Raw genomic sequence first — 26,103 nt, 5'->3', positions numbered from 1 at the left:
GCGCACAAACTCTGCTCTCCCGCCCACAAACAACCAAAAAAGGAGAAAGCCCCATCACCTGAGGCTTTCTCCTTCTATTTATACTCGTTCTTTCACTGATTCATCAGCAGCATCAGCTATTTCAGCTGTAGACAGATCCGTTTCATTCAAACCGAGCGCTTTGTCGGTCATTTCGTGGATTTCCTTGAACAAGTCCGGGTTGTCCGCAAGGGAAACGCCGTAAGACGGTACCATCTCACGGATTTTCGGTGCCCATTCTTCTTTGTATTCAGGGAAGCATCTATTGAAAATTTCAAGCATCGCATGAACGGCTGTCGATGCACCCGGTGATGCGCCAAGCAGCGCGGCAATCGAGCCATCGTTGGCTGTGACGATTTCCGTACCGAATTGCAACGTGCCTTTGCCTTTTTCTTCTGTGTCTTTGATGACCTGGACGCGCTGGCCGGCTACGACCACATCCCAGTCTTCCAGTTTGGCCGTCGGGATGAATTCGCGCAATTCTTCCACGCGTTTTTCATTGGACAGCATGACCTGCTGGACAAGATATTTCGTCAAGCCCATTTCTTTCGCGCCTGCCGCCATCATCGTCAGCAGGTTATTCGGTTTAATGGAGCCGAACAAGTCGAGATTCGAGCCCGTTTTCAGGAATTTCGGTGAGAATCCGGCGAATGGCCCGAACAATAACGATTTTTTATTGTCGATATAACGGGTGTCCAGATGCGGCACGGACATCGGCGGTGCACCGACTTTCGCTTTGCCGTAGACTTTACCGTGGTGCTGGTTGATAAGTTCTGGGTCGTTGCAGACCAGGAACAGGCCGCTTACCGGGAATCCGCCGATTTGCTTGGATTCCGGAATGCCGGTCTTCTGCAATAAAGGCAGGCTTCCGCCGCCAGCGCCGATAAAGACGAACTTCGCTGTATGATATTCGATTTTGTCGTTTTTCATGTCGTGGATTTTGACTTCCCACGTGCCGTCGCTCAAACGTTTAATGTTTTTGACGGAGTGCTCATAATTCACTTCGACATTTTCCTGCTCAAGGTGTTTGAACAGCATTTGAGTCAATGCGCCGAAATTGACGTCCGTTCCGGTGTCGATTTTTGTTGCCGCAATCGGATCCGCAGAAGTGCGCCCTTCCATGATCAACGGCATCCATTCTTTCAGCTTTTCAGGGGAATCCGTAAATTCCATTCCATCGAACAATGGAACCTGCGTCAATGCGTTGAAACGTTTTTTCAGGAAATCTACATTGTCCGCACCCTGCACCATGCTCAAATGCGGAATCGGCATGATGAAGTCCTGCGGGTTGTTGATGCGTTTTTCATTTACCAGGAATGACCAGAATTGGCGTGACATGTGAAATTGTTCATTGATTTTGATCGCTTTGTCGATTTCGACCGTGCCGTCCGCTTTTTGCGGCGTATAGTTTAATTCGCATAACGCTGCATGTCCAGTACCTGCATTATTCCACTCATTGGAGCTTTCCGCTCCCGCTTTTTCGAGCTTCTCAAATACTTTCATTTCCCAGTCCGGTGCGACTTCCTTCAACATTGAGCCCAATGTCGCGCTCATCACGCCGGCTCCGATTAAGATAACGTCTGTTTTCTTCGGTACGCTGCTCATTATACCCTTCCTTATCCCATATATTTGCAAAAAAATGCCGGCCCCCCTGCCCGATTCGAACTCGAGCCAGGACTTCCGGAAATCATCTTTTTGCCTCAGTTTTTCGTAAAATCTATCGCGGCTTGCCATAAAGTAAATAGTTCTACTTCTAACTGATAATTATATACCATTTTCACCCTGCAATAAAGAAAAGCTACCTATCTTTATAGGGATTCCATGAATTTCAATTTACTGATTCTTTGGCAGCTTCGTACACGCGCACTTGATCGCGACCGGCTTCTTTTGCCTCGTACAAGGCTGTATCTGCCTCATGCAGCAGTTGATGCAGCGTTTTATCCGTACCTTCAGAGACTCCCATACTCACCGTTACTGCAATTAAACCCGTTTCCGAACCAAATGGAAGTGTTTTCAGCTGCTGCCGCATGCTGTCGCCTGCCTGCACAGCAGCAGTTGTCGGAAAGCCTTTTAGCGCGATGACGAATTCTTCTCCGCCGTAGCGTGCAAATAAGTTTCTCTCGTCCAGCTCCGTGCGGCATGTTTCAGCCACATGGACGAGCAATTCGTCCCCGGTGTGATGCCCGTAGGTGTCATTGACTTTTTTGAAATGATCGATGTCCATCAGGATGACAGAGAACGGCATGCCTTCTTTTCTCGCTGCAGCCAGTTCTTTTTCCGCCTGCTGCAGAAATGCGCGCCGGTTGTGGATACCAGTCAGTTCATCGTAATAAGCCTGATGCTCCAGCTGCGCCTGCAGTTTCTTAAGCTCCGTCATGTCCGTGAAAATCAGCAGCGAGCCTTTCGTTTCTTCTAGTGGAGCAATGCGCAGCTGGTAAACTTTATGCGTTCCGCTGACAACCATCCTCACTTCCTGGACATCCTCGGTGTGCTGCAGATTCAGCGCCCTCTCATCAGCTGCCACTTCTCTCCACAGCTTCTGCACAGGTGTGCCGATCAATGATTTGTTCAGTCCGGGAAAGTTATTCTTAGCCGCTTCATTATAATCAATCAGGCGATATGTGCCGTCCAGCACGATGACGCCATCATTGATGCTGTTAAAAATGGCGTTTTTCGCGACCGGCATGATCGCGAACAGGCTGGAAGAGCGGATGGCCCACAGGTACAGCAGCGAAGTGAGCCACATCACCATCGGCACCGGATCGACTCCGGACGGGGTCAGTCCGATCAAATAGAGAAAAGCCGTCACCATCGGCACCAGCTGGCCGAACATCAGCGCGATCAATTGCGGACGGTACGTCCTGGCAGTTTCTTTCCACTGTGAAATCATCAGCAGCAAGGCGATGAACATGCAGCCGAAAATATAAATGCCATGAACCGCATACCATGGACCAATTTCCAGATAAATAAACGGAAGCCCCAAAGCCGGATCGATTTCAAATACATGGTAATGCAGATGATGCCAATCATTCGTTACAACCATGAAAAACGTGATGACCGGCAGAAAAAGCAGTGCGGCGCATCTTTTCAACGTCACTTTGATCCCCAGATATTTCATGATGAACAATAGACCCAATGGAGAGGAAATGGGCATACCTATGTATTGGACAACTGTCCAGAATTTCATCTCGCCAAGTGTCGCAGATGTCAGCGCCAAAGCGGCTGCCAAACAATAGATGGCGATTGCAGCCGTATAAACCAGAAAGTAATTTGCGATGGCCGAATAATGATGGCGCTTCATCCATACACGTAAACCCAGATACACAATAAACACACTCGACGTACAGATCAGCGTAATATAAACCGTTAATGCAGAATGCAAATTCCTAAACCCTCTTCTACTTATGATTTTTTACTTATAATGTAGCATAACTTACGCAAAAAATATGTGAATTTTTGTGTATTTTTGTAAATCATAAACAAATATTTTTCATAATTTTGTCGTATAAAAAACGGGCACACCCGCTGAGGTGTGCCCGCATGAATCATTGGTTCATCGAATTGAAGCTTACTGCAATTCTTGATCCGATCACTGCGTTGTGTTTTACAAGGGCGATGTTCGCCTCCAGGCTCTTGCCTTCAGTCAATTCTTTCACTTTGCCGAGCATGAATGGTGTAACGTCTTTGCCGGCGATGTTGTTTTCTGCCGCTTCTTTCAGCGCAGAGTCGATGATGCCGTTGATGAATGCTTCGTCCATTGCGTGCTCTTCCGGAATCGGGTTCGCGATAACCGCTCCGCCTTTCAGGTTCAGGTCCCATTTCGCTTTCAGTGTCGCAGCCACTTCATCCGCGTCTTTTGCGTTGATCTGCAAAGCGAATTCGCTTGTGCGTGTGAAGAACGCCGGAAGGACGTCTGTTTGGTAACCGATGACCGGTACGCCTTTAGTTTCCAGGTATTCCATCGTCAAGCCAAGATCCAGGATGGATTTCGCGCCTGCACAGATGACGGCCACATTTGTTTGAGCCAATTCTTCAAGGTCAGCTGAAATGTCCATTGTCGTTTCCGCTCCGCGGTGAACGCCGCCGATTCCGCCGGTTACGAAAATATGGATGTCTGCCAGTTCAGCACAGATCATTGTCGCCGCTACAGTTGTAGCGCCCATTTTTTTCGTTGCAAGCAAGTACGCCAGGTCGCGTCTTGATACTTTCGCAACATCCGTCCTTTTGCCGAACATTTCAAGCTCATCATGTGTCAGGCCGATTTTGATCTTGCCGTCGATCAACGCGATTGTCGCCGGTACAGCTCCGTTTTCACGGATGATTTCTTCCACTGCGCGGGCAGTTTCCACGTTCTGCGGATACGGCATGCCGTGTGAGATGATTGTCGATTCAAGAGCGACGATCGATTTTCCCTGTTCTTTTGCAGTGCGCACTTCTTCGGATAATACGATGTATTGTTTCATGCTAATTCCTCCAGGTTTTTTTGTAGTTGTTCCGCTGACAGATCCTGTCTCACTGTATAAGGCGACTGAAGCGTTTTGACAGCGTTCACGCTGCCGGCTTTTGCGATATCGATCAATGATTTCCCGTCAAGCCACGAATAGATGACAGCTGATGAAAATGCGTCTCCCGCACCCGTGACGTCTGCGACTTCCTCTGTTAAATAGGCAGGAACATGGAAAATGCCTTCTTCTTTATTGCCGATCATGGAGCCTTCCTTGCCGTTCGTGATGACCACGTTTTCAACACCGCGCGCCAGCCACTCTTCGGCCGCTCCCCGCCAGGATATATCGTCCGTGATTTCCCGCTTCAAATAAACTTCCGATTCATCGCGGTTCGTAATGAGCCAAGTGACGCCGTCCAGTTCTTCAGGCAACCGGGCCATTTTCGGTCCGGATACCGGGATCAGAATAATCGGCACGCCGTATTTTCTGGCCGTCTCACACAGGTAATGCACGCTTTCTTTCGGGCAATTCAGATCCACGACGATACTTTTTGCCCGGCTGAGCAGACTTTCATACTGCTGCAGGAAGTCGGGCGTGATAGCATCGTAGATTTCCATATTGGCGAGCGCGATGATCATTTCACCTGTTGTGTCCAAGACGGCTGTATACGAGCCGGTTGCGCTTCCCGGGAATTGCGTCACCCCTTCCAGCTTCATGTAACGGCCTGATGCTTCTTCAATAATCGACCAATCCTTGTCTGCACCGCTTGCGGAAATCAGTGATACATCCATGCCGAGGCGTCCAAGGTTTTCCGCAATATTGCGGGCAACTCCTCCGACGGTCTGGCTCACATTGACGGGATTTGAAGTACCCAGTTGCGCTTTATCTTTAATGTAGAATTTCTGGTCGACATTCGCGCCGCCGATGCAGATGACCGGCTCCCTTTCGTTCAGGATATAAGCCCTGCCAAAGATATAACCTTTGCGCATCAAACCGGAAATGATATTGGCAATCGAAGGACGGGACAAACCCACCACTTTCGCAAGCTCCTGCTGAGAAATATACGGATCTTTACGGATCTGCTCCAGCACGGCTTGTTCGTTGTCATTAAGTTTCTCAGGCATTCCATTCACCTCTTCCTGATCGAACTTTTTAAACATATGTTTATTTTATTAACTTATGTTTAAAGTGTAAATCTTATCTGGTCTTTCGTCAACGAGTTTGTATTGAAAACAGCAGAAAAGTTTCATTGTTCCTGCATTCTATTGGATTCCGTAAACCGTTATACTAAAGGCAACTATTCGTTTTGCGAAAGGAACCACTTAAAAATGGAAATCACAAATTTAATCAATGCGAAGACGCGAGAGGACTTACGGAACTGGCTGGAGGAGAATTCACAGAAGGAAAAACTCTGCTGGGTGATTATCGGCACGGCTGAACAGTGGCATGCCCTGCAATATCTGGATGTCGTTGAAGAAGCGTTGTGTTTTGGCTGGATCGACAGCACAAAAAAGAGAATTTCCGAGACGGAACTGGCGCAGCGGCTTTCCCCGAGAAATAAAACAAGCAATTGGACAGAACTGAACAAGGAGCGGGTACGCCGATTGCAGAAATTAGGCCTGATGACTGAAGAAGGAATGAAAGTTCTTCCCGATATGCGGCCGGAATCTTTTATTGTCGATGAAGAAATCGACAATCGCCTGAAACAGGACGATCGGGTCTATCAGAACGTCCTCCATTTCCCTGAACTGTACAGGAGGATTCGCATTGATACGATTCAAAGCAATAGAGACAATCCGGCTGTTTTCAATGCAAGACTGGAAAAGTTTATCGAAAAAACGAGAGAAAACAAAATGTATGGCCAGTGGAATGACAAAGGACGCCTGCTGGATTATTGAGAATCAGAAGTTTATGGATTCTGTACAGCTAAAAATGCTTACCCACTATGCAGGAATCGCCGCTCGGTTTCTTGAATGGTTAGGGAAGAGTTTCTGTAAAAGATCTTACAGTAGTAAAAATTGAAACGGAGGCGAGAAAAATGCAATTAGGCGCTTTTTCAATCAGTCTGACCGTAAAAGATATCCATGCATCCAAAGACTTCTATGAAAAGATTGGCTTCGAAACGCTCGGCGGCGACATCGAACAGAACTGGCTCATTTTGAAAAACGGCTCAACGGTGATCGGGTTATTCCAGGGAATGTTCGAAAAAAATATACTGACCTTCAATCCGGGATGGGATGAAAACGCACAGAATCTGGATTCTTTCACCGACATCCGCAATATCCAGAAAACCCTGAAAGCGAAAGGCGTCCAGTTCACCAGTGAAGCTGATGAAACAAGCGAAGGTCCGGCCAGTTTCACTATTGAAGACCCCGACGGCAATCCGATTTTGTTTGATCAGCATCGGTGAGGAATTTTTTAGAAAAAAGAAAACACATGCAGTCGAAACCGCCGGTAAAAATAACTTTAATCTATGCCAAAGCCCGCAATCTGGTCAGTTTCTTTCCAGATTGCGGGCTTTTGGCATTCTATAATTTATTGTTCATGAAATTCTGCTTTTCCAAGTAACCCAGCACCTTCTGCGAAAAGCCGGTATGGGACTCTTTTGTGTATTTGGCTATTGTATAAATTTGGGCCAGATTCTTCAGTCCCAGCTCTTCCACCATTTCTTTCAATTTCGGGATGTCCATATAGCGGTTCCATCCTTTTTTGTTGCGTTCCTCGTAAATCTTCAAGATATCGTCATCCGAATAATCCTGGTACTGCTCGTAATGGACGATCCCCTCGAGCGGCAGACGGTCCCGGGGTGCCGGATCTTCTGCCGGATATCCGAGAGAAAAGCCGACAACCGGTACGACGTTTTCCGGTAAGCTCAGCAATTCCCCAATTTGGTCGCAATTCGCCAGCGTGGAACCCATATAACAGATTCCCAGTCCCCGGTTTTCTGCAGCCAGCGCAACATTTTGCGACGCGAGCGTAGCATCAATGGAGCCGATCATCAGACTCATGAAATTATCGAAATGGACCGGTGCATCGTTCAGCGCCAGCCATTTCCGCATCCGGTTAAAATCACAGCAGAACGTCACCAGCACTGGCGCGTCCACCACCATCGATTGTTCCATATGCGCATTGTATAATTTCTCTCTCAGCCCTTTATCTTTTGTCACTATAATCGAATAGGTCTGCATATTTCCGCTCGACGAAGCCCGTATGCCCGCCTCTAAAATCTCATCCAGCAAGTCCTGGCTGATCTCGCGGTCCTCGTATTTCCTTATCGACCGGTGTCCGTGTATCACATCTGTCAGTTCCAATTTCATCACTCCCTATAGAAAACTATAGCACTAATAGGAATGTTCCGAAAATATTGTTTTACGTAAAAACCTTTTCTTCTATCTGTTTGATTGGCCTTCTTCCTTCAATCCTTCCACCAGCTTCTGAAAATCCTTGAAGGGATCGTTTATCCATATATTGCGGTGGTACACAAAATGGATTTGCCTTTCCATATTTTTGTTCTGGAATTCAATATAAGTCAAATCGTCCTCTTTTTCTATCAATCTTTTTGAAATCAGCGCAACGGCTTTCCCGTAGGACAACATTTTTATAATGGTTGAAACAGAATCCAGCTGGATCATTTCTGTTTGCAGATTCTGCTCCAGCAACCATGATTTAGAGAAGTGACCTGTAGAGCTTGAGAGCCTATGGACAAGCAATATTTGATCAGCTAAATCATTCTCCCCTAAAGCATGCTTACCGGCAAAAGGATGTGCTTTGCTGAAAGCCAGAACAATATTGTCGCTGATGATGGGCTCATAGATCAGATCGGGTTCCTTGCTGCCGGTTTCCATCACCAAGCCGCAGTCAAGCTCCTGCAGCAGCAGCTTATTTTCGATTTCAGGAGCTGTTTTGACGTCCAATGACAATTTGATACGGGGGTAACGTTCAGCAAATTGATGAATCAGGTCCGGCATGAAAAGCTGTGCCGGCACACCACTTGCTCCCAGCCGAATTGAACCGCTTTCCCCGTTCTTATAATCTTCTATGCTTTTTTCCAGCGTGTGATTGATTTGAATTAATTGCTTAGCATAATGGTGAAGCAACTCCCCCGCATCAGTCAGCCTATAACCTCCGGCATTCGTGCGAAAAAGCTGAATGCCATAATCTTCTTCCAGCGATTTGATATGAAAAGATACAGTTGGGGTGGATAATCCCAACAAATTTGCTGTAGCAATCATTTTTCTAGTTTCGGCCAATGAAAGAAAAACTTGTAATTTATGAATATTCACTTTATCACCCTAAATCATTTTAGATTTTATCTAACATTTAAACGATTTTATCATAGATGTTTTAATCTAATGTTAACGGTTTGTTAATAATAGCTAAACAATCCCTATGTAGACTTACAGGTGAGGAGAAAATGAGGAGAGGATTCAATGATCATTCGCTTGGAAGGCATCGAGAAGAAATATGGCAATGTCTATGCAGTAAAGCCGACCAATTTATCCATCACGAAACAATTTGTTACGATTCTCGGCCAATCCGGCTGCGGTAAAACTACCTTATTGAAAATGCTTGCCGGACTGACAGAACCGACAGCCGGAAAAATCCATTTTGATGACCGGATTATTTTTTCCAAGCCTGAGAAAATCAATGTAAAGCCGAACAAGCGGCAAATTGCTATGGTTTTTCAAGATTTTGGGCTTTGGCCGCACATGACCGTGTTTGAAAATGTCGAGTTCGGGCTTCGCGGGAAAGTGTCTAAAACCGGGCGAGCTGAGATTATTCGCGATGCCTTATTGAAAGTGAAACTGGAAGCAAAAGCAAATATGAAACCACGGGAATTATCAGGAGGACAGCAACAGCGTGTCGCATTGGCAAGGGCGATTGCCATTAACCCTGAGCTTATCCTTTTCGATGAAGCACTCAGTGCACTTGATGCCATCCTGCGCGAACAAATGCGCGAGGAGATTCTGACAATCGTTCAATCGATCGGTTCACAAGCTATTTTCGTCACACATGACCAGACGGAGGCGATGGCGATGTCGGACAGTATGATTGTGATGGATGCTGGCGATGTTGTGCAATCCGGTTCACCTGAAGAAATCTACTATTCACCGGCCAATCCATTTGTAGCCAACTTTATCGGCAAAACGAACTGGATAGAAGATGAACAGAAAATGATCCGTCCAGAGAACATCCATCTCCGTCCTGTCAACGACGCCAAATTTAGAGTGGGTGTTGTCCAGAAGAGTCTGTATGAAGGCGATCGCTACATCATCTTCGCTGAGACGAAGGGACAGTTATGGAAATTCTACGATTACCGGCCGCACGAGGAAGGCACTAAACTCAAATTATATATAGAAGATAATACAATTCATTCTTTAACAAAACAGGAGGCATAATGATGAAAAAATTACAATTGACCGCTTTGGCAGGAATCTTCACGACTGCAGTATTATTGGGTGCTTGTGGAAATGACACGGATCAAACGGCTGAAGCTGAAACTGCCGCTTCTTCTGAAACTCAAACACTTACCGTCTATTCTGCTGGACCTGAAGGGCTTGCGGAAAAAATCCAAACAAGCTTTGAAGAAGAAACCGGCATCAAAGTCGAAATGTTCCAAGGAACAACCGGAAAAATCCTGTCCCGTTTGGAAGCCGAATCAAATAACCCGATAGCGGATGTTGTCGTTCTTGCTTCCGTACCGTCCATGGAAGGATTGAAATCCGAGAATAAGCTAAAAGCATATGAATCAGAAAATGGAGACAAAGTTAACGCTGATTGGAGTGACTCCGAACATTATTATTACGGATACAGCGCATCTGCTCTTGGCGTTGCCTATAATACCAACCAAGTTCCTTCACTTGATGCGGACTGGAACGAATTCAGTGAACCGGAATGGGAAGGACGCATTGCAATGCCGGACCCGACATCGTCCGGATCAGCTGTCGACTTCCTGTACGGAATAACCAATGCCGATGAAAGCGGCTGGCAATTGATTGAAGACTGGCTGAACAATGGCATGGTGGTAGCAGGCGCTAATAAAGAATCGTTGGATTCTGTCATCACTGGTGATAAAGATGTGGTCATTTCAGCTGTCGATTATATGACTTATAAGGCAAAAGACAGTGGCGAGCCCGTTGATATTTATTACCCTGCAAGCGGCACCGTCATCAGCCCCCGTGCTGCCGGCATCCTTGCAGACGCCCCTAACACGGAAGCTGCACAAAAATATATCGATTTCCTGTTATCTGATACGGCCCAGAAATTGGTAGCAGATGCTTATATCTTGCCTGGCAATGATGAAATCGAGTTAAACAATCGTGCTCCATTAGCTGATATCCCAGCACTTCCTATGGATCTTGAAAATATGGAAGAGAAACAGATCGAGACATTAGAAAAGTTCCTTTCACTAAAGTAATTCTTGTAACAAGGCTGATCAGTCCTGAAGCAACGTAATGGAGGAGTATGTATGACCATAAGTAGACACGCACCTTTTATGGCGTTGTTTATCATACTCGGTATTTTAGCTGGAGCACCGCTTATCGCGGTGCTCAGCTATACTTTTATCGAAGATGGCAATTTATCATTTGACGCAATGCAGTCTGCCTTACAAAACAACAGCATCTTACAAACGATGAGAAATTCCCTGATGCTCGGCGGCTATGTAATTGTTGCAACAACATGCATTGCACTTCCTTTGGCGATCATTAGAACGAAGACTTTTCTCGTCCGGAGCAATTGGCTGGATATTGTCTTTATCATCCCTTTTATGACACCGCCTTATATCGGGTCTATGGGATGGATCCTTTTTATGCAGCGCAACGGCTATTATGAACAGATTTTTGGTGCACAGGCTCCTTTTACCTTTTTCAGTGTAGCTGGAATGGTATTTATCATGAGCCTGCACTTGTTTCCATTTCTTTATTTGATGCTTAAAAATGCTTTGCTGAGAATCAACGGCTCTTTTCAAGATGCAACATTAATATACGGCGGCAATCCGATTTTAAATTGGATTCGCGTTGTTCTGCCGTTGCTGGTTTCCAGCTATGTAATGGCTGCATTATTGGTATTTATCAAAACGCTGGCCGAATTCGGAACACCTGCGACCTTTGGAAAAAGGATCGGCTATAATGTGTTCACTACTGAAATCCATAATTATCTTTCCCACTGGCCAATTAATATTTCAGCCGCTACCAGCCTTTCCATGATTTTACTCAGTGTCTGTATGGTGATATGGTATATTCAAAATATTATCAGCCGCAAGTATACATATGGAATCCATTCCGGCAAATCAGCCAGTTCAGCCCAAACGAAGGATTCACTCATCATCCGCTTTTTTTCCATTGGCTATATTATTATGATTACAGGATTATCTATCGGTATACCTTACTTCTCAATCATAGTCACTTCGTTATTGAACGTACGCGGAGAGCCGATGGGCTTGAGCAATTTAAGCTTGATCCACTATAGTGAATTGTTTACAATCGGTTCGTCCGGCTTCAAAGCATTGATGAACAGCATCAACTTTGCTTTAATAGCTTCGACTATCGCGGCGCTGATCGGCTTTGCGGCTGCATTATATATTAAGGATGCGCAAAGGAAACCGCAGCAATTACTTGATTTTACAGGTCTGTTGTCCAACATCATTCCAGGAATCGTCTTTGTTGTCGGCCTCATCCTGTTTTGGAACGCGGCTTGGCTGCCGGCAACGATCTATAATACAAACTGGATGCCGATCGTTACCTATATCGTGCTGTTCTTGCCTTATTCTGTTCAATATACAAAATCGGCGCTGACCCAGCTTGATCCATCCATTCATCATTCCAATGCGGTATTCGCCCAAAATTATGGTTTGATTTTAGTTAAAGTATGGCTGCCGCTTTTAGGCCAAGGGATTTTAGCAGGCTGGATGATGACATTCATCATTTCCATGCGGGAACTCGTCGGCTCTTTACTTATTCTTCCTCCGTCAGTAGAAACCAGTGCCACATTCATCTTCAGCCAATTCGAACAAGGAGATGTGTCCAAAGGAATGGCAATGGCTGTCATTACCGTGCTATTAACCATAATTTGCATTATTCTCATTGAATTATTACAGCGAAGGGCTATAAGGCCGAATCGATGATGGAGATCACTGTTCTTGGAGGAGTAAAAGAATATGGCCGCAATTGCTTTATACTGACAGATCACACTACAGACACACGCATCATGCTTGATTGCGGGGTACGCAATGGAAATCCGGAAATATACCCCGCCATTACTGAGGAAATAGCACAGTCAATTCAAGCTGTTTTCATCTCACACGTCCATAATGATCATATCGGCGCGCTGCCTTTACTAGCCGAAAAAGGATTCACCGGTCACATATGGATGAGTGAAGCAAGCTTATCCCAAATGCCGGGCATTATGGGAAGATGGCAGACGAAATGGCCGGGAACAATACTCGAAAGTTTGCATTTCCGTTCTTTTTCCAGTTGTTCAAAAGCCAGTCCCCTTCTCATCACTGAAGACATGTCCCTTGCTTGGGGCTACAGTGGTCACATGCTGGGAAGTGTATGGTACAGCTTTCAATCAGGGGAACAATCCCTTTTTTACTCTGGAGATTTGGCACTTGCCTCACCCTTATTAATCACTGACCAACCTGAAGTCCGCTCATATGATATCGCATTGATTGATAGTGGCCATTCCGCCCAAATGATGTCTTATGACAAAAGTATCGCTAATATTTTGTCGTTACTGGAGAATCCATTTGAAAAATATTTGATACCCATTACCCTATCAGGGAAATCTTGTGACCTTTTGTTCTTTCTATTTAAAGCGTTGCCTGACAGGGACTTTTATATCGAACCCGCTTTACGGGAACATTTAGAGCTATACCGAAAATACCCTGACAATATACATAGGGATGCAGTAGATGAATTCGAAGCAATGTTACAAAGCGAGCGACTGAAAATCTACGGCCGAACGAAAGAGCCCGGCATATTTTTGCTATTCAGTGCAGTGAGTGGTTTACAACAAATAAATACCGGCATCTATAAAAACGAGGAATCGCCTTTTTATAAATCGCATCCTGATAATGAAGATTTAAAAACATTAGTGAAAACAATCCATGCTGAAGATTATATTTTCTTTCATAGCAGAGCCAATGATTTGGAGAAAATTTTAAAGTCACTCCGCTCAGACAATACTGCACAAAAGAAGTTTGATCCCCATTTAAATTACTAAAATCTATTTCCAGAAGAAATCCGATTGTCCGTTTTCCAATTCTTACTAATCCTTACAATCCATATTTCAAACAAAAAGATGATCCTTCTTTCAAATAGAGAAGAATCATTTTTTTTATATATAATGTAAGAAGAATTTCAATAAGCCAAGCTGCATATCACTAATTTGCAAAATGACAATCTCTCCGATCTTCCATACTATCTACTAATAATCAAATTCGTTTTTCTTAGATCCATTCAGATGGAAGTTATGGGAAATCTACATATAAAAGCAAGAAAGTTTCTTTTACAGAACGAGGTTGTTTACTGGATAACTATAAAACCCGATATTTCTATGCAGGCTACTATTTCTGGGACTAACATATTTCCAATGAAGAACGGAGCTGACTGACAATGACTAAAGAAACTGTTTATGATGTAGCAATAATCGGCGCGGGAACAATGGGAATGGCTGCGGGTGCTTTTTTAGCCCAACAGGGTGCCAAGACTTTATTGATGGATGCTTTTGACCCGCCGCATGTTAATGGCAGCCATCACGGGGACACCCGCCTGATCCGGCATGCATACGGTGAAGGGCGTCAATACGTTACGTTAGTGAAGCGTGCCCAGCAACTGTGGGAGGATCTGGAACAGCAAACAGGCTATAAGATTTTCGAAAAAACCGGTATCCTCGGATTCGGTCCAGGAGACTCCGTTTTTCTGGCGGAAACAATGGTTTCTGCCCAAAAACACGATTTGCCTCTGGAGATATTGAACGGCGCTGAAATTAATGAGAGATGGCCTGGTTTTTCTGTACCGGACGATTTTATCGGCTGCTTTGAATCCCAATCAGGAGTAATTTACAGCGAAAATGCCATTCGGGCATACAAAGATTTGGCTATTCGAAACGGAGCCACGCTTCTAACTAATACTCCCGTCCAGCATATTGAAATGGATGACGAGCAGCAGGTGAAGATTTCAACCGAGCACACGGCATTCTATGCCAAGAAAGTAATTGTGACCGCCGGAGCATGGGCCGCAAAACTTTTACCGGATTTAAATCTTCCTATTCAACCAACCCGTAAAAATGTTGGCTGGTTTGAAGCACCTTCCGACCTTTATCATGCTGATAACATGCCTGCCTTTTATGGCGAGGACGAGGGAATAGGGTTTTATGGATTCCCCGATTTCAATGGTGATGGTCTTAAAATCGGGAGAGCCGACGGTGGAAAAGCTATTGACCCTGATCTGCAAACCCAGAACTTCGGATTATATGAAACAGATGAAAGTGATTTGAGGCAGGTACTTGAAACCTATTTACCTGGTGCGAATGGAATTTTAAAACAAGGAAAAACTTGTCTATATACCATCTCAAGCGATAATCATTTTATCATTGATCACCATCCGGAAAATGACCGTATTATTTTTGCCTGCGGTTTCTCAGGTCATGGCTTCAAATTTGGAAGTGTGATGGGTGAAGTATTAAGCCAAATGGCTTTAGAAGGACAAAGTAAGTTTGATATTTCAATATTCTCTCTAACAAGATTCGGTTCCTGATAATCTCCTATTCTGGTGGCTGTGAACATGCTCTGTTAGTAAACTATTTGAAACGAAAAGGATGCCCATCTACCTGAGGCATCCTTTTCGTTTCAGTTTAGAGGTTGCTTAACGAGCAAGCACTTCTTCTTTAACATTGAATTCTTCATTTTTTACATTTACTTTTTCCGGTTTCACAACGAATATACTGATTAAAGTGGCAATCATAAAGAGAGCCATAATGACATACAGCATCATGTTATAAGATTGTGTTTTTTCCAGAATGAAAGTGCTTAGCTGATTCCCGGTCAGTCCTGCGAATGCCCAGGCTGACAAAGCCAATCCGTGTACAGTAGAAATACTGTTTATCCCAAAGCGGTCAGCCAATAATGGGGGCAAAGATGAAAATCCGCCGCCGTAACCCGCATTCACGATACAAAGTAAGCTAATGATCAGGATCGCCGTAATCGTACTATTGATATTACCGAACAAAACGGTCAACAAAATTGCCGCAATGGATGATATGAAAATAATTTTATAGATGGAGTTGCGATCTTGTAACCGGTCACCCCATGAAGAGAACATAAGCCGCCCGCCCGCATTGAAAACAGCTGTCAACGAACTGACTAAACCAATCGCTCCAAAACCGATGTACAGCAGTATTCCTTTTTCTTGTGAAATCAAAGCTAGCCCGCATGTGATATTAAGATAAAACATAAGCCAAATACCGATGAACGTTTTATTTTTCAGCACCTTCAGATAACTGAAACTCTGAATTTGGGCATTTTCTGTTTCATATCCAGTTGGTTTCTTAATCAGTAAATGTCCGGTAATCATCATCACTAAATAGATCCCGGCTAAAATATAAAACATTGTATAAATATTTGCAGGGTTCACCAAAATCCCCTCATTGGTTCTTTCGCCGAGCAGTTTTATCATTAAGGGACTTGCTATCACCTTCGCTAAGCCGAAGCCTAAAACTGCCAGGCCTGTCGCCAACCCTTTTTGCTTACCAAACCATAGCATCAATGTTTTTACCGGCGTTAAATAACCGATTCCAAGTCCAATCCCCATCACAATTCCATAGGAAAAGTAAACACCGAGCAAGGATTTTTGATAAATGAAGAACCCTGTTAATGCCATCCCGACAACGAAGAACAATGCCGCGACCAAGGAAGACTTACGAATGTCTTTTTCAACAAACTTACCACCAAAAGCTGCGGACATACCGAGAACAAAAATGGCTATGCTGAATGCCCATTCCACTTCCCCGATTGTGTTCCCCATATAAGAGGCAATATCCCCTTTGAACAATGACCAACAATACACTGTCCCAATGCTGCAATGAATCAATAGAGCCGGAAGTACAGCACGCACCCACTTATTATCAAACTTATCCATCTGACAACACCTCCTACTTTTTCAAACCCAAATTACGAACTATATAATATAATTTATATATATAGTTCGTATTTTCGCTGATTTAATTAGTTTAATTTTATGTATTAAGCTATAAAATAACCTATTTACGAAAGATAGTAAAGCCATTATATATCAACTGAGGACATAAAAAAACAGTAATCATTATAATAATGAAAAAAGCAGACAGCGGAGAAACGCTGTCTGCTTTTTATTTCAATTATTCCTTACGGCAATATCGCAAATGACCGTACCGGGAACCCTGATGCATTTTCCGCTTTCGGCACAATATTGAAAATCACCGCTCCTTTAGCCGGAACCTGGTCCAAGTTCGCCAATAACTCAACTTGATATGTGTCTTGGTCGAGCACGTAATACTCACCGAGCAAGGCTCCGTTTTTCCGGTAGTCACTGGCGGAATCAGTATCAAATGTTTCATGTCCGACTGCCTGCACTTTTCGTTCTTCAAAAAGGAATTTCAAGGCCTCCACTGACCAGCCCGGTGCATGGCTGTTGCCCTCTTCGTCTTTGTTATCAAACGCCTCTTTATCCGGCCAACGCTTGCTCCAATCTGTTCGCAGCGCAACAAATGTACCCTCCTCAATTTTGCCGTGCTGCGCTTCAAATTGCTCGATGTCCGCAATCCCTAACGTAAAGTCATGGTTTGCTTCTGCCTCTTTCGATTTATCGATAACTACGAGCGGCAATACCAATTCCTTCAACTCCAGTTCATGGAGATAACGGGTATCGCGGACAAAATGGATTGGCGCATCGAGATGAGTTCCGTATTGCCCGGGAAATGTAAAGCGTTGAGCAAAGAACCCGTCATCATGACTAAACAAAGTATTGAATTCCGCGTCTTCGAACGCTGAAAAATGCGGTGAATCCGGTCCGAATGCATGGGTTAGATCAACCCAGCTCTTTTCCTTCAATAATTTGATGGCTTCAATTGTTTCTAGTGTTTTGATGGTCATTCTAATTCCTCCTTGGGGGTTATGGATAGAGGGCAGTAAAAAACCCTCTTCCTGGATTAAGAAGAGGGTTTGGCATCGTAAAGTCAAATTTCTCTTCTCATCTTCAAGCTGTAGCGCTCTTGGATTTAGCACAGTACTTTGCAGTCTGTTGCTGAGGCTTCAAAGGGCCAAATCCCTCCACCTCTCTTGATAAGAAAGTCATTATTCAATTGGTTATCCATCATCCTACATTCTATTGTTTAAAAAGTCAATCGAATTTGAATCGTTTGTTTTTTTCACAGGAAGTGATGGGTGTTGGAGCAAACTTAACGACTGAAAGAGGTCTTAAGATTTTGACCAAACCTCTTCCAAGGTCCCTCTGAACAAACCATCCAGAAGTTCCGTCGGATCCTCCATTTCAATATGGAGCGATTTTGCATATTCTTCGAGACGTTCCACCTCATCTTCCACAAACTCATTGATCACATCGATGCGCGGTTCAAGATCAAGCTCATCACCGGCAAGCTTTCGTTTCAGGAGCTGATTGACATCATCCTTCAATGGACCTTCAGGAATAATGTCTTCCAGCAATTCATGGAAACTGATCGGCGGCGTTTCGCTGTACTTCTCGATCCATTTGCACGCCATTACCGGCCGCAGGACATAAAAATACTTTTTAATCTTCACTTCCGGCCCTTGCAGATACTCGCGGTAATTCTTTTTCGCCATGTTCAAATAATGATAGAGCATTGAATTCGGATAAAATACATCCGATTCCAACGACCGCATATTATCGACAAAGTCGTATTTCTGATAATAAACAATTTCACTTCTCAGCCATTCCAATAACGGCGGATTATTTTTTCTGAAAAGGCGCAGTGCTTTGGTAATTTCCCATCCGCTGATATCCAGCAGATCATTGATCGGCTCTTCGATGACATCCCGTTTCGGCCCGATTCCCTGCGGATCGATCGAAAGATACCAGTGCGGCTGTTCCACATAAATGAAGCGTACGTCGTAATCACTGTCTTTAGAAGGAAATCCCCATGCCCGGCTTCCGGATTCCACTGCGTATAAAATCTTTACACCGTGCTTCTCTTCGATTTCCAATAATTTTTGTTGAATGGTTGCTTTCATTTACAGTTCCTCCAGCATCTAGAAAATTCTTATGCACTTCATTTCTTATTGCTTCTAAATGTAGCATAAATCTGCTTTGAAATAATGTTTTTTTCTATGAGAATAAAAAAGATGCAGAACCGTCTTTTCCCGAAACAAGGAAAAAGGTGAAGCAGTGTCAAATAGCATAAACAGAAGACTAAGGAGGGACTTACCATGCAGGATCTGGTGGAGAAAATGACAGCAGCTTTGCCGTCCTTACATTTTGAAAAGTACTGGAACGGATTTCAAGAAGGCGCTTTTGCCCTTTATGATGAACATGATGTGTATTTGTTCAACCATCCGGATTGCAGCGAAAATCCGTATATCAGCTTTCCGAAAGATGACCGGTTCGTCTCCTGTACGTCTATCATCTATGCGGACATTCCAACCGCCATCGTCGACATCCGCTATTTCGACAATTTCGAAGACATCTATTCGCTCATTGTCCATGAATCGTTTCACGCCTACCAGAATTCACTCAGCGAAAGCCGCTTCCCGGACGAAGCGATCGGTCCCTCTTTTCCGGCCGATTCCCAGTTCATCCAGCTGCGTATCCGGGAACGGAAGGCGCTTCACGATGCCGTTCACGAAAGTCCGAAAGACACGCAAATCCAACTGATCAACGAAGTTATTTCGCTGCGCGACGAACGGATCCGCTTGTTTCCCGCCGTTGTCGATTATGAAAACCGCGTCGAAACGATCGAAGGTCCGGCATTTTATGTCGAATATCAGGCGCTGCGGGATATCAGCAACAGCGAAACAGCACTTGAACGCTATGCCCACATGCTTCTGGATGCGGAAGATTCCCATCTCCACATCCGCAAAAGCTGCTATAGTTCAGGCTTGTTTCTTTGTCTGCTGCTCGACCAGCTTTCTTCCGGCTGGCAAAAAGAGTTCGTGCATTCCGAACTCGATCTCTTCCATTTCTTCAAATCCCGCTATTCCGCTTATACACCTGCAGCCATTGCGGACAGCGGCGATAAAGAAGAGGCGGAACGGATAGTTTCATCGATTCAGCATCAAAAAACGGAAGCTTTTCAAGCATTCGATGCCCAGCCCGGCATCCGCTTGACGCTGACCGGCAGCATGCAAGTGGCCGGTTTTGATCCGATGAACCTCGTCATCTGGGACAAACAGGCGCTTCATAAACATTTCCTGAAAATCCGCATCGATTCTGCGGAATACTTTATCAAAGGGCTTGTGCTGACCGAATTCAACAAAGACTTCAGGAAAATAAATACATTGTCCGTTTTTCGGGAGCATCCTCCTGTCGAAACAGATAATGTCCTCCATATTGAAGGGATTGGCCAGATTGGCGGCAATATCGATTCTGCAGACGACAAGTCTGTCAGCATTTCATTGCAATAAAAGAGAAAAGCCTGTGTCGCTGAAATCTTCAGTGACGCAGGCTTTTGCTCTCTTAATTCCTTCTGCTGTAGCGCTCCGACCAAAGGAGATACCCCAGAACAATCAATGCGATTCCCATCGGCACCGCCAGTACCCGGTCATATGGATGCGGAATGACAGCGGCAGCGAGAGTCGCAACCGCACTGAATGCCAATAAAGCCCCCGACAGCCGCGGCAGAACGCCTGCACGGAAGATGGCCAGACCGAGCAGAAGACCACCGAAAATATACATTGCGCCTGCCAGCGGCGCCAGCGCCGGCAGAAAGCCAAGATCCACACGGCTTGCGTAGCCGCCGAAAATGCCAAGAAATCCTTCCACAAACGCTGGAGCTGCAGTCGCCAGCACAGGCAGCACAAGCGCCTCAATAAAACTGAAAATTAGCGTTGCCATCCAAAACAAGCTGAAAACAACAAAACCAAGCAACCCGAGCCAGCCGCTTTCCTTTACTTGCGCTGCATAGATTCCTGCAGTTCCTATGATATTGAAAAGCGCCATTATGCTTGTCAGTGCCGCAACGATAACCCATGAAGCCGTACCGACTGAAGCCAATTGATCCGCCGGATGGACCAGCTGGATGACGATAAATAATAATCCTGCCATTGCCCCGAACAATCCTGAGAAACGAATCAGAACTGCCGGCGTTATTCCCTTTTTGCTTTCTTCTGCCAAATACACAGTTTGCATGTTTTTTCCTCCATTCCATCATTTATTTTATTGCACCGATAAAGCAGCAAAATGCTATACTTATCTGAAAAAAAAGAAAAATCAGGAGGTGTTGCAGGATGGATCATTACGAAGTCATGGAGCGCGCTTTACTGCATATAGAAGATAATTTGCAGCAGCCCTTGTCACTGGATGCTGTAGCGGCGAACTCGAACATATCCAAATATTATTTCCACCGGTTATTCTCGGCTATGATGGGCTGCTCCCTGCACGATTACATCCTGGCGAGACGATTAAATGCCTCGATTCACATGATCCAAAGCAACGAATACTCCCTGACAGACATCGCCTATCGATTGAATTTTGGTACCCAGTCCTCTTTCACCCGGGCCTTCAAACGGCAATACGGCACAGCACCAAGTGCGTTGAAAAAAGGAGGCAAATCGCTGGTCCATAAACCTGTTCCGTCAGTGGTGAGAAGGTCCATCAAGAACATCAACGGTGATGTGGTGACGGATTTCAATTTGACGGAATTTGAAACGGTCCGGCTCAGCGGCATCGCTTTTGAAGTCGATCTGAAAAACGCGGCTTACAAAGCAGAGATTCGCGCCCATGCACAGATGCTGCTGGACCGGCTCGATGAAACGGTGGCCGGCGCCTGCTACGTGATCTATTCCAATTGCCAGCCGGACTCGACCCGCTTCAAAGTGCTGTTCGGAGTTCCCCATCACCTTCAAATCGAGGAGCCATTTTACTTCACCGTCGATGTCCCGCCGCTATTCTGTGCCAGATTCAGGTATTCCGGAGATCTGCTGGACATTGGCGATGTCCTGAAAACCGATTACGCCCGATTCCTGAAGATTTCAAGACAGGAAACGGAAGAATCGGACATTGAACTCGTCCAGGTCTTTGACGATGTGCATAATCTCGAAGGAGGTTACGATATTTACGCCCCCATCAAGAAATTGCCGATTGATGCGAATGCTTAATTGCAGCTCCTTCCTTATTTGTAATTCAACTATAATTGCAGCATTATTTCTCTGCTATCCAAATCTTGCTGTAATGAAAATAAAACCAGTGCCTCTCCAGAGGTGCTGGTTTTTGTCAGGTTAATTTTAAAATAGCAAGAGATTTTATCCGCATCGACAAATAATTTGATTAATCAGACTTTACTTCATAGAAATTCTTTTGTAATATATATCTAATAGATATATATCTTTTAGATAGGATGAGCCATTTGAAACCATATAATCATACGACATATGCCATACTCGGAATTTTGACCACTGATTGCAGGTCCGGCTATGCCATCAAGCAAATGATTGATCAAAGTTTGAATCATTTCTGGAAAATCAGCTATGGACAGATTTATCCGACGCTGAAATTGATTGTTGATGAAGGTTTGGCCAATGTCCGCTCAACTGCAGACGATTCAAGGCCCGCCAAAAACGAATACGAATTGACCGCCAAAGGACATGAAGTCCTGAAAAACTGGCTGGAAGAGCCCATTGAGCAAATACCGGTTGAGCGCAATGAGCTGTTGCTGAAATTATTTTTCGGCCGCCATCAGTCCAACGAAAAAACGCTTTTCCAAGTGGAAGAATACAAGAGAAAGCTGGAAACGCGCTACGCCACCTATACCGCAATTGAAGAAGGCATTACGAAACACAAAGAGAAAGGAGCCGATACAAAGTACTGGCTGTTTACGCTGGATTATGGAAAACGGGTAACAGAAGCTGGCATCGAGTGGTGCAATTCCACCCTGGAACAGCTTATGGATGAGGAGGAGTAAAAATGGCGAAACAAGTTTACCCCGGCCGTTTCACGACCGAAAATGATGAAAAAATTGTCGTCTTCCTGATTGGCATGCGGATCAATAACCGCCTCGCCGTGCACAAATGGCTTCCTGTATTCAATGCCATGCCCGGCATGATCAAAGAGCTCTATACCAATAAAGACGAATTGGGCTTCCTGTCCATGGAAAGCTATTTCGGCCTCAGAACAACCGTCATGATCCAATACTGGCGATCAACTGAAGATTTGCTGGCTTATGCGAAGATGCAGAAGCATCTATCCGCATGGAAAAACTTCAATAAAAAAGTCGGCAATAACGATGCTGTCGGAATCTACCACGAAACGTATGAGTTGGAAGCCGGAAATTACGAGTCGATTTACGGCAATATGCCGCGCCATGGATTAAGCAAGGCTTTGACACATATACCGATTACGAAAGAACGGGTTTCGGCCCAGAAGCGGCTGCAAAAGGAAAAGGCAAAAGTGGCCAATAGCTGAAATGATCAAGAAAACCTCATGAGAATTCAATCGCGGAAACTTTCTTCCCGTTGAATTCCCATGAGGTTTTTGATTTTTAATTTGTTTGATTTGGATCTGATTGGCTGAGTATGTGATTCCATTGCCGCGTCAGAAAAGGCGAAACCTGCCCAACTTCAGATACGGCTTCAAGCAGCGCAAAAGTATGCCCGCCCCACGGACCGGACGGATCGAATACCCGCCTTCCTATCCTTAATCCTGTGGAGTCGATATGATCGCTTAGCAGTTCGATTCCGTTATCGATCACTTCTGCCGGCAGCGGTTTGTTCCTGCGGCGCGACCATTCGACCAAAAAAGACATCCCCCGAAGAATGTCGTATTCGAAGAATCTCGGAAAACAGGGCTTTAACCAGTCTTCGTTGATAATCTCCCCGCTTTTTTTCGTATAGGCAAGTCGATGTTCCATGAGATAACGGGCGCCTTCGTCCAGAAAATTCGCTTCCTGCGCAGTGTATTCGCGGTTTGTGTATCGCAAAACGGCTTCAAGCGGAGGCAAAGTCGACACAAGAGAACTCTTACGGGAATGAAGATAGGCTTCCGGCTCACAATTCAATCCACCATCCGGCAGCTGGTGTTTGAGAAACCACTCACGGATCCACGGCAGTTCCGTGTCGAGATCGCAGCCGTAATCCATTAAAATCATATAATAAACAGCTAGTTCACAATGGCAGCAATCCATCTTCCTCTTATCTTGTTCCGTGTGCGGAGCGTCTCCAGTCGAAATGACGAAAACAGGCCAGGTATGGTTTCCGAGTATGTACTTGGCTTTTGCAATGGCCGATGCGGGAATTCGTTTTACTTCCCCCATTTCGTGGAGAGCTGCCATATGCCACCAGAATCCGTCCCATTTTCTGCGGCTGTTTTCTACATCCTCCGCAGTCACCTCAGAATATAAGTGAAGAAATTCCATTGAATCTTCTATTGCCGACTGAAAAGTATGATTCACTTCCATTTTTTCGCCCCCATGCTCCTGGAATTCCTTCACCAAACAGATCGAACGTTGAACTTAAACCTCACTTTTCTACTCCAATTCCTCTTCCGCCAGCAGCTTGAATCCTTCAATCATCGTGTCTTCTTCCACTTCGATCAGAATGCAGCGTTTACCGTTGTAATTGACTTCTTTGACGTAACGTAAGTCTTGCGGGCTGATCTTGATATCCGCCACTTTCGTACTGATTTTGATCGACTTCGACCCGTAGCTCGGAACGATGTGGCTTGCTTTCATTTCATAATCGGTGTCTTGCACGACCTGGCGGAATGCCTGCTCCACTTTCTCTGTGCTGACTTCCATGCCGCTCGCCTTCAGCACCCGCTCCACTTCTTTCGAGTCGAGCACCGGCGTGCCTTCTTCGTTGTCTTCTTCATCTTCCACTTCAAGCATGGCGTTGATCTCATCATAGACATTGGCAAGCGTCTTCGAGTTTACTTCCTCGCCGATCACCGCTTTGACGATTTCTTCGAAGACCGCTTTATCTTCTTCGGCCGTCATGATCTCATCGCCGTTCAGGACCTGCTCGATAAACTGGAAATCCGGTTTATTCGCTTTGCCCGCCGCATACAGGATGTGGTGGATGTCGGCGGCGTTGTCCGTGAAACTCGGGAACAGGAATCCGCCGATCGGCGACGCCAGTTTAATGACGGGATCGGTCACCAGATTCGACTTGAATTCTTTTTCGGCAAAATCAAACACCAGCGAACTTTTCGGAAGTTCCGTCTGGTTCATGCTGCAGAGGATGAATGGCGTCGTGAACACTTCATCGCGCATGTCGACTTCCGTTTCATCGGGCTCCCGTTTTGTCGTCTTAAAGTAATTTCCGTGAATAAAAGTCACAACCATATCTTTTTCATAAGGCCGCTCCTGCACCATCTTCAAGGCGATCGCCTGCATATATGCCTGCCATTCCGTTTTATCCTCTGTTTCGAGTCCTTCATATAACAAGTGCTGCGTGTGGTCGTCCTGCCCTTCTTCCTGCGGCTGGAACTTCACTTCAAACAATTTCTGATCCAGCTTGCCGCCAAGTACTTTTTTAAAATTATCGAGGAACAGCTCCTGCTGCTCCCGGTCCAATAAAGAAAACGACCGGCTCTCCTCGTGGAAGATTTCACTGGTGTCTTTTTGAATATATACGTTATAAATATCAGCGATTTTCAATAAATCGGTATCGAGCTTGAATCGTTTGCGAATATCGGCTATATCTTTTTTGTTCATTTCAATCTCCAACTCCCTGGCTAGTAAAATCCTTGCTGCAAATAAAAAGAGCATCCTAAGCGAAAATTCCGCTTTTGATACTCCTTTATTATAACAATAAATAAGAGGAACAAGGTTACACAGCCAATACTTATTGTATTCGAAACAAGCAGAAAACGGCGCATTGTTTACCGCTTTGCGGCGTGCAGCCGGCGGTGAAGTTCACGGACCTTCTCTGCCAGTTCAGGAACAGGTCCTTCCACTTCCGCACCCGTAATCACATCTCCTATGGCCAGATTCCGGACAGGGGACGGCGGTGCGCCAAGTTCCTTCATCCAGCCCGCAAGCTGTTCAGAGGAACTGGCATACACGATTCGCCCCAGACCGACCCAGCCGTGAGCCGCCGCACACATCGGACAGTGTTCTCCGGATGTGTAGACTGTTGCCTTGCGCCGTTCTTCAGGGTCCAGGTTATTTGCCGCCCAGCGCGCGATCGCAAACTCCGGATGCTGCGTATGGTCGCCGCCGGCCACATGATTATGGTCTTCAAAAAGCACGTCGCCCGCAGATGACACCAGAACAGACCCAAACGGTTCGTCGCCTTTTTCCAAAGCCGTTTCCGCGAGTTCGACACAACGCTCCAGATGTTTCAAATCGGTTTCGGTGATCATATATGGGCCTCCTTCGTGTTCTTAGCAAGCCGGTTTTCGATTCCTAATACGCCAGTTTATAAACGACTTCCCCGTCGATTACCCGGCCATCCGCCTCAAATCCCAGCTTT

Annotated in this window: 24 protein-coding genes and 1 riboswitch; of the genes, 11 read left to right on the top strand and 13 right to left on the bottom strand. The window is 45.3% G+C overall.

From position 1 onward, the window contains the following. Positions 1 to 78: 78 nt before the first annotated feature. From KW93_RS11490 to KW93_RS11475, 4 genes are all read right to left on the bottom strand, one after another. Entirely contained in the window at positions 79 to 1,623 is a 1,545-nt protein-coding gene (locus KW93_RS11490) for a malate:quinone oxidoreductase (protein ID WP_033543162.1), read from the bottom strand. 223 nt (positions 1,624 to 1,846) lie between these two features. Beyond that, positions 1,847 to 3,400, bottom strand: coding sequence for a sensor domain-containing diguanylate cyclase (locus KW93_RS11485; RefSeq protein WP_033543161.1), 1,554 nt, complete (start codon positions 3,398 to 3,400; stop codon positions 1,847 to 1,849). 163 nt (positions 3,401 to 3,563) lie between these two features. After that, positions 3,564 to 4,481, bottom strand: coding sequence for a pseudouridine-5'-phosphate glycosidase (locus tag KW93_RS11480; RefSeq protein WP_033543160.1), 918 nt, complete (start codon positions 4,479 to 4,481; stop codon positions 3,564 to 3,566). Further along, positions 4,478 to 5,587: a carbohydrate kinase gene (locus tag KW93_RS11475; protein WP_033543159.1), complete on the bottom strand. Its 1,110-nt coding sequence runs from the start codon at positions 5,585 to 5,587 to the stop codon at positions 4,478 to 4,480. The genes KW93_RS11480 and KW93_RS11475 overlap by 4 nt, the downstream gene beginning before the upstream one ends. A 204-nt stretch (positions 5,588 to 5,791) precedes the next feature. Here KW93_RS11475 and KW93_RS11470 point away from each other — a divergent pair, with 204 nt between their 5' ends. Both KW93_RS11470 and KW93_RS11465 read left to right on the top strand, forming a co-directional pair. Further along, positions 5,792 to 6,361, top strand: a complete 570-nt coding sequence (locus tag KW93_RS11470; protein ID WP_033543158.1) for a YdeI/OmpD-associated family protein — start codon at positions 5,792 to 5,794, stop codon at positions 6,359 to 6,361. Positions 6,362 to 6,501: 140 nt separating this feature from the next. Continuing rightward, positions 6,502 to 6,873, top strand: a complete 372-nt coding sequence (locus tag KW93_RS11465) for a VOC family protein (RefSeq protein WP_033543157.1) — start codon at positions 6,502 to 6,504, stop codon at positions 6,871 to 6,873. 118 nt (positions 6,874 to 6,991) lie between these two features. On the opposite strand, the gene KW93_RS11460 is transcribed toward KW93_RS11465, so the two are convergent. Next, positions 6,992 to 7,774, bottom strand: coding sequence for a nitroreductase family protein (locus tag KW93_RS11460; RefSeq protein WP_033543156.1), 783 nt, complete (start codon positions 7,772 to 7,774; stop codon positions 6,992 to 6,994). Positions 7,775 to 7,852: 78 nt separating this feature from the next. After that, a complete protein-coding gene (locus tag KW93_RS11455) occupies positions 7,853 to 8,746 on the bottom strand; it encodes a LysR family transcriptional regulator (protein ID WP_033543155.1) in 894 nt (297 codons plus the stop codon). 147 nt (positions 8,747 to 8,893) lie between these two features. Between KW93_RS11455 and KW93_RS11450 the strand changes: the two genes are divergently transcribed. The 5 genes from KW93_RS11450 (at position 8,894) to solA (ending at position 15,223) form a co-directional block, all read left to right on the top strand. Then, on the top strand, positions 8,894 to 9,862 hold the full coding sequence (locus tag KW93_RS11450) for an ABC transporter ATP-binding protein (protein ID WP_033543154.1): 969 nt from the start codon (positions 8,894 to 8,896) through the stop codon (positions 9,860 to 9,862). Positions 9,863 to 9,864: 2 nt separating this feature from the next. Further along, positions 9,865 to 10,881, top strand: coding sequence for an ABC transporter substrate-binding protein (locus tag KW93_RS11445; RefSeq protein WP_033543153.1), 1,017 nt, complete (start codon positions 9,865 to 9,867; stop codon positions 10,879 to 10,881). A 51-nt stretch (positions 10,882 to 10,932) separates the two neighbouring features. Continuing rightward, complete coding sequence (locus tag KW93_RS11440) at positions 10,933 to 12,588, top strand: ABC transporter permease (RefSeq protein WP_052131581.1); 1,656 nt, start codon at positions 10,933 to 10,935, stop codon at positions 12,586 to 12,588. After that, complete coding sequence (locus KW93_RS11435; protein ID WP_033543152.1) at positions 12,585 to 13,688, top strand: MBL fold metallo-hydrolase; 1,104 nt, start codon at positions 12,585 to 12,587, stop codon at positions 13,686 to 13,688. The genes KW93_RS11440 and KW93_RS11435 overlap by 4 nt, the downstream gene beginning before the upstream one ends. A gap of 392 nt (positions 13,689 to 14,080) precedes the next feature. Then, complete coding sequence (gene solA / locus KW93_RS11425) at positions 14,081 to 15,223, top strand: N-methyl-L-tryptophan oxidase (RefSeq protein WP_033543150.1); 1,143 nt, start codon at positions 14,081 to 14,083, stop codon at positions 15,221 to 15,223. Between the two features lie 108 nt (positions 15,224 to 15,331). On the opposite strand, the gene KW93_RS11420 is transcribed toward solA, so the two are convergent. From KW93_RS11420 to KW93_RS11410, 3 genes are all read right to left on the bottom strand, one after another. Next, entirely contained in the window at positions 15,332 to 16,603 is a 1,272-nt protein-coding gene (locus KW93_RS11420) for an OFA family MFS transporter (RefSeq protein ID WP_033543149.1), read from the bottom strand. Positions 16,604 to 16,848: 245 nt separating this feature from the next. Beyond that, complete coding sequence (locus tag KW93_RS11415) at positions 16,849 to 17,595, bottom strand: cyclase family protein (RefSeq protein ID WP_033543148.1); 747 nt, start codon at positions 17,593 to 17,595, stop codon at positions 16,849 to 16,851. Between the two features lie 94 nt (positions 17,596 to 17,689). Further along, positions 17,690 to 17,791, bottom strand: a riboswitch (SAM riboswitch). Positions 17,792 to 17,919: 128 nt separating this feature from the next. Then, complete coding sequence (locus tag KW93_RS11410) at positions 17,920 to 18,711, bottom strand: nucleotidyltransferase domain-containing protein (protein ID WP_033543147.1); 792 nt, start codon at positions 18,709 to 18,711, stop codon at positions 17,920 to 17,922. Between the two features lie 195 nt (positions 18,712 to 18,906). Here KW93_RS11410 and KW93_RS11405 point away from each other — a divergent pair, with 195 nt between their 5' ends. After that, positions 18,907 to 20,100, top strand: coding sequence for a hypothetical protein (locus tag KW93_RS11405; protein WP_033543146.1), 1,194 nt, complete (start codon positions 18,907 to 18,909; stop codon positions 20,098 to 20,100). A gap of 52 nt (positions 20,101 to 20,152) precedes the next feature. Here the strand turns inward: KW93_RS11405 and KW93_RS11400 are convergent, their stop codons facing one another. Continuing rightward, positions 20,153 to 20,824 carry a hypothetical protein gene (locus tag KW93_RS11400; RefSeq protein ID WP_033543145.1) on the bottom strand — a complete coding sequence of 224 codons (672 nt, stop codon included), beginning with the start codon at positions 20,822 to 20,824 and terminating at the stop codon, positions 20,153 to 20,155. Between the two features lie 98 nt (positions 20,825 to 20,922). On the opposite strand from KW93_RS11400, the gene KW93_RS11395 reads away from it, so the two are divergent. From KW93_RS11395 to KW93_RS11385, 3 genes are all read left to right on the top strand, one after another. Further along, a complete protein-coding gene (locus KW93_RS11395) occupies positions 20,923 to 21,792 on the top strand; it encodes a helix-turn-helix domain-containing protein (RefSeq protein WP_033543144.1) in 870 nt (289 codons plus the stop codon). 248 nt (positions 21,793 to 22,040) lie between these two features. Then, on the top strand, positions 22,041 to 22,595 hold the full coding sequence (locus KW93_RS11390; protein ID WP_081987009.1) for a PadR family transcriptional regulator: 555 nt from the start codon (positions 22,041 to 22,043) through the stop codon (positions 22,593 to 22,595). A gap of 2 nt (positions 22,596 to 22,597) precedes the next feature. After that, positions 22,598 to 23,095, top strand: a complete 498-nt coding sequence (locus KW93_RS11385) for a DUF4188 domain-containing protein (protein WP_033543142.1) — start codon at positions 22,598 to 22,600, stop codon at positions 23,093 to 23,095. Positions 23,096 to 23,171: 76 nt separating this feature from the next. Here the strand turns inward: KW93_RS11385 and KW93_RS11380 are convergent, their stop codons facing one another. The 3 genes from KW93_RS11380 to KW93_RS11370 form a co-directional block, all read right to left on the bottom strand. Continuing rightward, entirely contained in the window at positions 23,172 to 24,086 is a 915-nt protein-coding gene (locus KW93_RS11380) for a hypothetical protein (protein WP_033543141.1), read from the bottom strand. 69 nt (positions 24,087 to 24,155) lie between these two features. Then, positions 24,156 to 25,343, bottom strand: a complete 1,188-nt coding sequence (locus tag KW93_RS11375; RefSeq protein WP_033543140.1) for a DUF4317 domain-containing protein — start codon at positions 25,341 to 25,343, stop codon at positions 24,156 to 24,158. A 167-nt stretch (positions 25,344 to 25,510) separates the two neighbouring features. Then, on the bottom strand, positions 25,511 to 25,993 hold the full coding sequence (locus KW93_RS11370; RefSeq protein ID WP_033543139.1) for a nucleoside deaminase: 483 nt from the start codon (positions 25,991 to 25,993) through the stop codon (positions 25,511 to 25,513). Positions 25,994 to 26,103: the final 110 nt, after the last annotated feature.

Source organism: Planococcus sp. CAU13, from assembly GCF_000775575.1.
Taxonomy (GTDB): domain Bacteria; phylum Bacillota; class Bacilli; order Bacillales_A; family Planococcaceae; genus Planococcus.
The sequence above is the reverse complement of the archived record's forward strand: the minus strand, read 5'-3'. Positions and strand labels throughout refer to the sequence as shown.